Annotated in this window: 6 protein-coding genes; 4 read left to right on the top strand and 2 right to left on the bottom strand. The window is 61.8% G+C overall.

Annotated features, from left to right (window positions below; all coding sequences use genetic code 11):
* Positions 1–340 precede the first annotated feature (340 nt).
* The gene (locus ACT5M9_RS13790; RefSeq protein ID WP_457983095.1) at positions 341–1,537 is read left to right on the top strand and encodes an NnrS family protein; all 1,197 of its coding nucleotides are present in this window, start codon (positions 341–343) and stop codon (positions 1,535–1,537) included.
* 4 nt (positions 1,538–1,541) lie between these two features.
* Here ACT5M9_RS13790 and ACT5M9_RS13785 read toward each other — a convergent pair whose 3' ends face one another.
* Positions 1,542–2,111: a helix-turn-helix domain-containing protein gene (locus ACT5M9_RS13785; protein WP_457983093.1), complete on the bottom strand. Its 570-nt coding sequence runs from the start codon at positions 2,109–2,111 to the stop codon at positions 1,542–1,544.
* A 116-nt stretch (positions 2,112–2,227) separates the two neighbouring features.
* Between ACT5M9_RS13785 and ACT5M9_RS13780 the strand changes: the two genes are divergently transcribed.
* Together ACT5M9_RS13780 and ACT5M9_RS13775 are read left to right on the top strand one after the other, a co-directional pair.
* Positions 2,228–3,379, top strand: a complete 1,152-nt coding sequence (locus tag ACT5M9_RS13780; protein ID WP_457983092.1) for a benzoate/H(+) symporter BenE family transporter — start codon at positions 2,228–2,230, stop codon at positions 3,377–3,379.
* 146 nt (positions 3,380–3,525) lie between these two features.
* Positions 3,526–4,590: a DUF3103 family protein gene (locus ACT5M9_RS13775; protein WP_457983090.1), complete on the top strand. Its 1,065-nt coding sequence runs from the start codon at positions 3,526–3,528 to the stop codon at positions 4,588–4,590.
* Positions 4,591–4,657: 67 nt separating this feature from the next.
* Here the strand turns inward: ACT5M9_RS13775 and metF are convergent, their stop codons facing one another.
* Positions 4,658–5,554 (bottom strand): methylenetetrahydrofolate reductase, encoded by an 897-nt coding sequence (gene metF / locus ACT5M9_RS13770; protein WP_438549086.1) that lies wholly within the window; start codon positions 5,552–5,554, stop codon positions 4,658–4,660.
* Positions 5,555–5,879: 325 nt separating this feature from the next.
* Between metF and ACT5M9_RS13765 the strand changes: the two genes are divergently transcribed.
* Positions 5,880–6,671 (top strand): GNAT family N-acetyltransferase, encoded by a 792-nt coding sequence (locus tag ACT5M9_RS13765; RefSeq protein ID WP_457983089.1) that lies wholly within the window; start codon positions 5,880–5,882, stop codon positions 6,669–6,671.
* Positions 6,672–6,719: the final 48 nt, after the last annotated feature.

The following is a 6,719-nucleotide window of genomic DNA, read 5'->3' as shown; positions in this document are numbered from 1 at the left end:
TGTTAAAGAGCGACGCAGCTTTTGGCTGCTGCGGGAGTGGCATTCTACTCAACCGCCTTCTCGAGTCAAGCCTTATTTGCAAAGGCTTTTCGAGGCACCGACTGGCTTGATTGCGTTGCCGCTTGCCCTGTCGATGGAGGCGCATTATAGGGAGCCGGCGCGGATTGGCAAGGACGATTTCGCATAAAATTCCCATTCGGTGTTCGTTCGCTCACATATGAAACAAATCGACTCTTTTTCACCCGAACCGCCACCTTCCCCCGCTCTCGCTGGATTTTAATTGAACATTTGAAAAGCCACTTTATAATTGACTTTTCAAATGTTCAATTAGGCCCTCGCCATGCATCAGATTCTGGATAGCCGCAAGGAAGAGCAGATCCTGCCCCTGTTTCGTCTGGGATTCAGACCCTTCTTCCTGTTTGGAGCCCTGTTCTCGACTCTGGCCATGGCGGGATGGCTGGGGCAGCTCAACGGCTGGTTCAGCTTGCCGGGGCTGATCAACCCCATCTGGTGGCATGCCCATGAGATGCTGTTCGGCTTTGGCGCGGCCATAGTCGCGGGCTTTTTGCTGACCGCAGTCCAGAACTGGACGGCCCATCCCGGCGTACGCAGTTGGCCGCTGGCTCTGGTGGTGGGGCTCTGGGCGCTGCCGAGAGGGCTGTTGCCCTGGCTTGGGGAGGGCAATACCCTGCTGATGGCGGCGGATCTCATCTGGCTGCCACTGTGCACCTGGTTTCTCGCCAGGCCCATCATCCTGACCCGCCAGTGGCGCAACCTCTTCTTCGTGCCTCTGCTCGTCCTGTTGACCCTGCTCAATGGCGCCAATTGGTGGTGGCGAAGCGATTGGCTCATCACCGAACACCTGTTGATCACCACAGTGCTGTTGTTTACGACGCTGATCGCCGTGATGGGAGGCCGGGTCATTCCCTTCTTTACCGCCAGAGCCACCGGCACGGAGAAAGCCCCCCCCCGCTTGTGGCTGGAGCGCGGAGCCTTGGCGTCCCTATGGCTGATCCTGCTGTTCTGGTTGCTGCAGCCCCTCATCGGGATCCCCCCCCTCTATATAGTCCCCCTATATATAGTGGCGACCTGCCTGCACCTGTGGCGGCAACTGCGCTGGCGCCCAGACGCCACCCTTCCTCATCCCTTGTTGTGGTCCCTGCACCTGGCTTATCTGTTCATCCCGCTGGGTCTGCTCGCCCTCGCGGCCCAGGCCGCCGGCTGGCCCATCACCCTGTCGCTGGCCAGCCATCTGCTGAGTGCAGGCTGCATGGGCACCATGATCCTGGGGATGATCGCCCGGGTGTCCCTCGGCCACAGTGGCCGATCCTTGCAGGTGGGTCGCAGGATCACGGCGGCGTTCGCCCTAGTCATCCTCTCCGCGCTGATGCGGGTAGTGATCCCCCTGCTCTGGCCGGCGCTGGCCCTGACGGGGTGGAATCTGAGCGGCTGGAGCTGGGTCGCGGCCTATGGACTGTTCATCTGGGTCTACACCCCCATACTGATGAGACCCAGGGCGGATGGACGCCCTGGATAACCCGTCAGGAGCGGATGGCCGGGTAGTGGATCAGGTTATGGAAGACGGCGGGGGCCACCCCCAGATTGCGGTAACCATGGGGGCGATCGGCGGCGAAGCGTACCGCCTCCCCCTGCATGAGGGTGCGCCACTCTCCATCGGTCAACACCTCCATGGCACCACTGATGACGATCACATGCTCGGTGACTCCCGGTTCATGGGGCTCGGACTCCCGTTGATAGCCGGGTAGCAGGGTGAGTTCGAACAGTTCGAACCCGAACCGCCCCTCATAGGGAAATAGCGGCGCCACCTGCATGCCCTCTCCCGCCGGCTGTTGGCGAATGGCATCGGCGACGCGATAGAGCGTCTGCTCCTGCTCATGGGGAGCGGGCTCGATAAAGCTGGAGAAGGAGGCCCGAAAGCCGGTGGCTATCTTCCACAGGGTCGCCACCGTCGGGCTCGACTCCCCCCTCTCGATCTGCCCCAGCATGGCCTTGCTCACCCCGGTCTCACGGGCGGCGGCGTCCAGGCTCCAACCTCGCTCAGCCCGCAGCGCCTTCAGTCGTGCCGCCAGGTGCAGACTCATCTCTTGCATAACCTCTCCCCGGAATTTCTTTTCACCACCTTGTGCGCAATAACGCACAAGGCTATAGTCGAGCCCATATTGTACGTAATAACGCACAAGCCGCCAGCACATACAAGGAAGTCATCATGCCCTTTGCCCTACCCCATCTGGCCGCGGGCCTGATCGCCGTACTGGTTGGCTACACCAGTTCGGTCGTCCTGATTATCCAGGCCGCCACCGCCGCCGGTGCCGATGCGGCCCAGGTCTCCTCCTGGCTGTGGACCCTGGGGATCGGCATGGGTATCAGCTGTATCGGCCTCTCCCTCTATTACCGTGTGCCGGTATTGACCGCCTGGTCGACCCCGGGGGCCGCCCTGCTCATCACCAGCCTGGGAAATTTCAGCCTGGGGGAGGCCATCGGTGCCTTCGTGATCTCCTCCTTACTGATCACCCTGTGCGGCATCAGCGGCTGGTTCGATCGCCTGATGCGACATATTCCGGCTCCCCTGGCCGCCGCCATGCTGGCCGGGGTCCTGCTCCGTTTCGGGCTGGATCTGTTCAGGGTCGCCCCAGAGGATCCCCTGCTGCTGGGGACCCTGTTAATCGCATTTTTGACAGGCAGGCACCTGTGGCCACGCTATACCATGGTGCTGGTGCTCGCCGTCGGCATGCTGGTCTGCGCCTTGCGGGGGGAATTGCAGTTGGATGGCCTCGGCTGGCAGCTCTCCGCCCCGGTCTGGACCACGCCGACCTTTTCCCTCGATGCCCTGCTGGGAGTCGCCCTGCCGCTCTTCATCGTCACCATGACGTCGCAGAACATGCCCGGCATCACCATTCTACGGGCCCACGGCTATCAGCCCGCCACCTCTTCCCTCATCAGCTGGACCGGCCTGACCGGCCTGCTGCTAGCCCCCTTCGGCGGCTACGCCTTCAACCTGGCCGCCATCACGGCCGCCATCTGCATGGGCAAGGAGGTGGATCCCGATGCCAACCGGCGCTGGCCCGCCGCGGTCTGGGCCGGTTGCTTCTACCTGCTTACCGGTTGCTTCGGCGCTACCGTAGTGGCCCTGTTCAGCGCGTTTCCCACCGCTCTGGTCACCTGCGTGGCCGGACTGGCACTGCTCGGGACCATAGGCAGCAGCCTGCACGGGACCTTGCAACAGGATGAGGAGCGGGAGGCCGCCTTGCTGACCTTCATCATCACCGCCTCCGGGATCAGCCTGCTCGGGGTCGGATCCGCCTGCTGGGGGCTGCTGGTCGGCATAGGGTTGCACCAAGTCAATCGACTGCGGGCCTGACCTGCCCATCTGGGGAGACTCCAGTGAGACGCCGCACATAATTCGGCAAGCATGGTTCACAGTTGAAACCAATTGCCGTCTAGTGGGCGGGAGGCGCCCATTCTTCCCGGGATGCGCCTCGTCAGACTCAACATTGGAGAAAGATAATGAGGAATCAGGCTGTCATCTTATTACTGGCCCTGCTGGGGACCAGCGCGGCCCAGGCCGCCGATACGGACAGGGAGCTGGCACGCCAGCTCGCCCTGCAGCAGAAGAACCTGCTGCCCCTGCTCGCCAATCAGGAGTACCAGGCACCGCTACCGAATCTGCTGCAAAAAGCCAGTCCCAGGCTGAAGCGACAGGCAACCGATGCCAACCAGGCCGCCATCAGCCGGCAGGGGCTGGAGGGAGAGGTCAAGCAGCTGATGCAGCTGAGGCTGGCCAACCCGGAGCAGGCGGCCGCCCTGAAGCAAGGGGTCGACCCCCTCATCGCCTATGTACCCAGTGGCGATGAACAGAGCTGGAGCGCCATCGAAGCCTTTGATACGGCTGGCAATCCCGTCTATCTCGATGTGAACCAACCGCCGGCGCGGCCGGTTCTGGTGGTGGAGGCCGACCCCATCAAGGCCAAGAATGCCGGCTTGCAGGTGATGCGCAAGGCGCTGGCTGCGGCAGAGTTGCAAGCAGCCCCCATGGCGCAGAGCAGCACCGCCCCCCTGAAAACCAGCATCCTCAAGAAGATCAGGTTGAACGACGATCAGGAACCCTGGCTGCTCGGGGCCGCCGAGGTCTACGCCGTGGTGGCCGGGGTCAATCCCAGCCGAGATGAGCCCGTGGTGGACATAGTCGACATGCCCTATCTCGATTATGACAACACCGACTACAGCCCGAACCAGATCCTGGTGTACTGGGATCGCTATCGCTGGGGCGCCGTCGATGTGGTCATGATGGAGCAGGACGACAACGTCAACTACAAGGAGCTCAGCGCCCTGCTGATCGAGGCGCTCAAGCTCGGCTTCACCGCCGGCGGCGTGCCGGAAGCCCTGCCCTTCCTCGACCTCGGTGGCCGCATCGTCAAGGCCCTGCCCGACTCCTGGATGACCAACAACGACGACTACCTGGATACCTTCTACACCCTGGAACAAGACCAGCGTTATGACCAGTATCCGGGGGCCGCCGGCAATGCCGTCATCACCCTGGAGCCCAAGGAGATCCAGCCGACCCGTCCCTGACGATCGGCCATAGCAAAAAAGCCAATGAGGCGACTCATTGGCTTTTTTTGTTGGTGTGATCCGGGGATCAGACCTGGGACTTGGGCCTCACCCCCAGGGTGTGGCAGATGGCATAGGTCAGTTCGGATCGGTTCAGGGTATAGAAGTGGAAGTCCTTCACCCCCTCCTGACTCAGTACCCGCACCTGATCGATGGCGATGCTGGCCCCCACCATGTTGCGGGTGGTCTGGTCGTTGTCCAGCCCCTCGAAGCGCTGATGCATCCAGCGCGGGATCTTCACGTTGGTGAAGCCGGCGAACTTGGCCAGGGTCTGGTAGTTGGAGACCGGCAGGATCCCCGGCACGATTTCGGCGTCGATGCCGATGGCGGCGCAGCGATCCCGAAAGCGCAGATAGGTCTCCACATCGAAGAAGAACTGGGTGATGGCACGGTTCGCACCCGCATCTATCTTGCGCTTCAGGCTCAGCAGATCGGACTGGGCGCTACGCGCCTCGGGGTGTCCTTCCGGATAGGCAGCCACCGAGATGTCAAAGTCGGCCTCGGACTTGAGCAGGGCGACCAGATCCGTGGCATACATGTCGGGCTTGTCGATGCCGGCGGGCAGGTCGCCACGCAGGGCAACGATGTGGCGGATCCCGCTGTTCCAGTAGTCACGGGCTATGGTGCGCAGCTCGTCGCGGCTGGCATCGATACAGGTCAGGTGCGGGGCGGCGATGAGACCGGTGCGCTCCTTGATATCCTTGATCACCTTGTGAGTGCGATCCCGGGTGCCCGAGTTGGCGCCGTAGGTCACGGAGACGAACTTGGGCTCCAGCACCTGGAGCCGCTCGATGGATTGCCACAGGGTGTTTTCCATCCCTTCGCTGTTGGGGGGGAAAAACTCGAAGCTGACCGAAATGTTGTTACCCAAGTCCGCCAGACTCTGGTTGAGTGCCTCAACCTGACGCGCGCTGTGAAATCCCATCTGCTCTCTCCCTGTCCTGCCATCTGCTTCGGTACGTCAAACGGATGTTTGGACGTCTAAACGTCTTGCTATCTTTATGAGAAAACCGATCAAAGTCAACATCGATTTGCATCGAATCTCGGAACGATGGTTTTTTTATTCGGCAATTCGACTTAAGTAACCATGACCCCCCATCCCAAAATGATCTCAGGCACGCTATGATGCGGGCGGATCGTCTAGGACGTTCTGAATCTGCGTGTGATTGTTTGGCCGGGTCTTCCCGGCCTTTTTTTAACTTCTCCCTCCTCCTGCCGATAATCATTTGAGTCACTTGCAGGAACCCATCATGGAAGACCACCCCGGCTTTGCCACCGATTTATTGTTTGAGCGCTATCAGGGCGAGGTCCGGGATCACGGCCAGTTCTGGACGGTACGGATCCCAACGGCGCCGGATTACTACTTCGGCAACTACCTGCTGCTGCCCTCCCCGCCGAGCGACCGTGACAAGGGCTGGCTCGAAGCCAGTTTCGATCTATGGATCGGCCAGGATCCCAGGGTCCGTCATCGCACCTTCCAGTGGCCCCTCGCCGAGGGGCAGAACAGCCGGGTCGCGGGTTTCGTGGCGGCGGGCTACCAATACATGGAGTGCGTGGTGCTGGCACTGGATGCCATTGACTGGCAAGCAGACACCCAGGCGAATTTCTCCCCCGCCCGCGCCTTTACCACTACGGACTGGGATGACTGGCTGGACCTGGAGATGGCCGAACGGGAGCCGACTCATCCCGCCGAGGGCTACCTCGCTTATCTGCACTCGAGGCGCAACCTCTATCAGGGCATGATTGCCGACGGGCTGGGGCAGTGGTGGGGGATCTGGCAAGACGAGCAGCTGATCGCCAGCTGCGGCCTCTTCTTCACCACCAGGCTGGGGCGCTTCCAACTGGTGCGCACCCACAGGGATTGGCGCAATCGCGGGCTCTGCCGCCAGTTGCTGAGCCAGGTCTCACGCCAGGGTCTGACGCAGGCCGAACGCCTCATCATAGTGGCCGACGAGCATTATCATGCCCAGCGCATCTATCGCAGCCTCGGCTTCGCCCCCGTCGCCCGTATCGGCAGCCTGTGCCGCTGGCAAACAGAATAACGACCTCCCCACCGGCGAGGGATCCGTGGTGGCCAGCCCGCGACGGAC

The organism is Aeromonas sp. AE23HZ002T15 (assembly GCF_054165525.2).
This window is presented reverse-complemented; position numbering and strand designations above follow the sequence as displayed.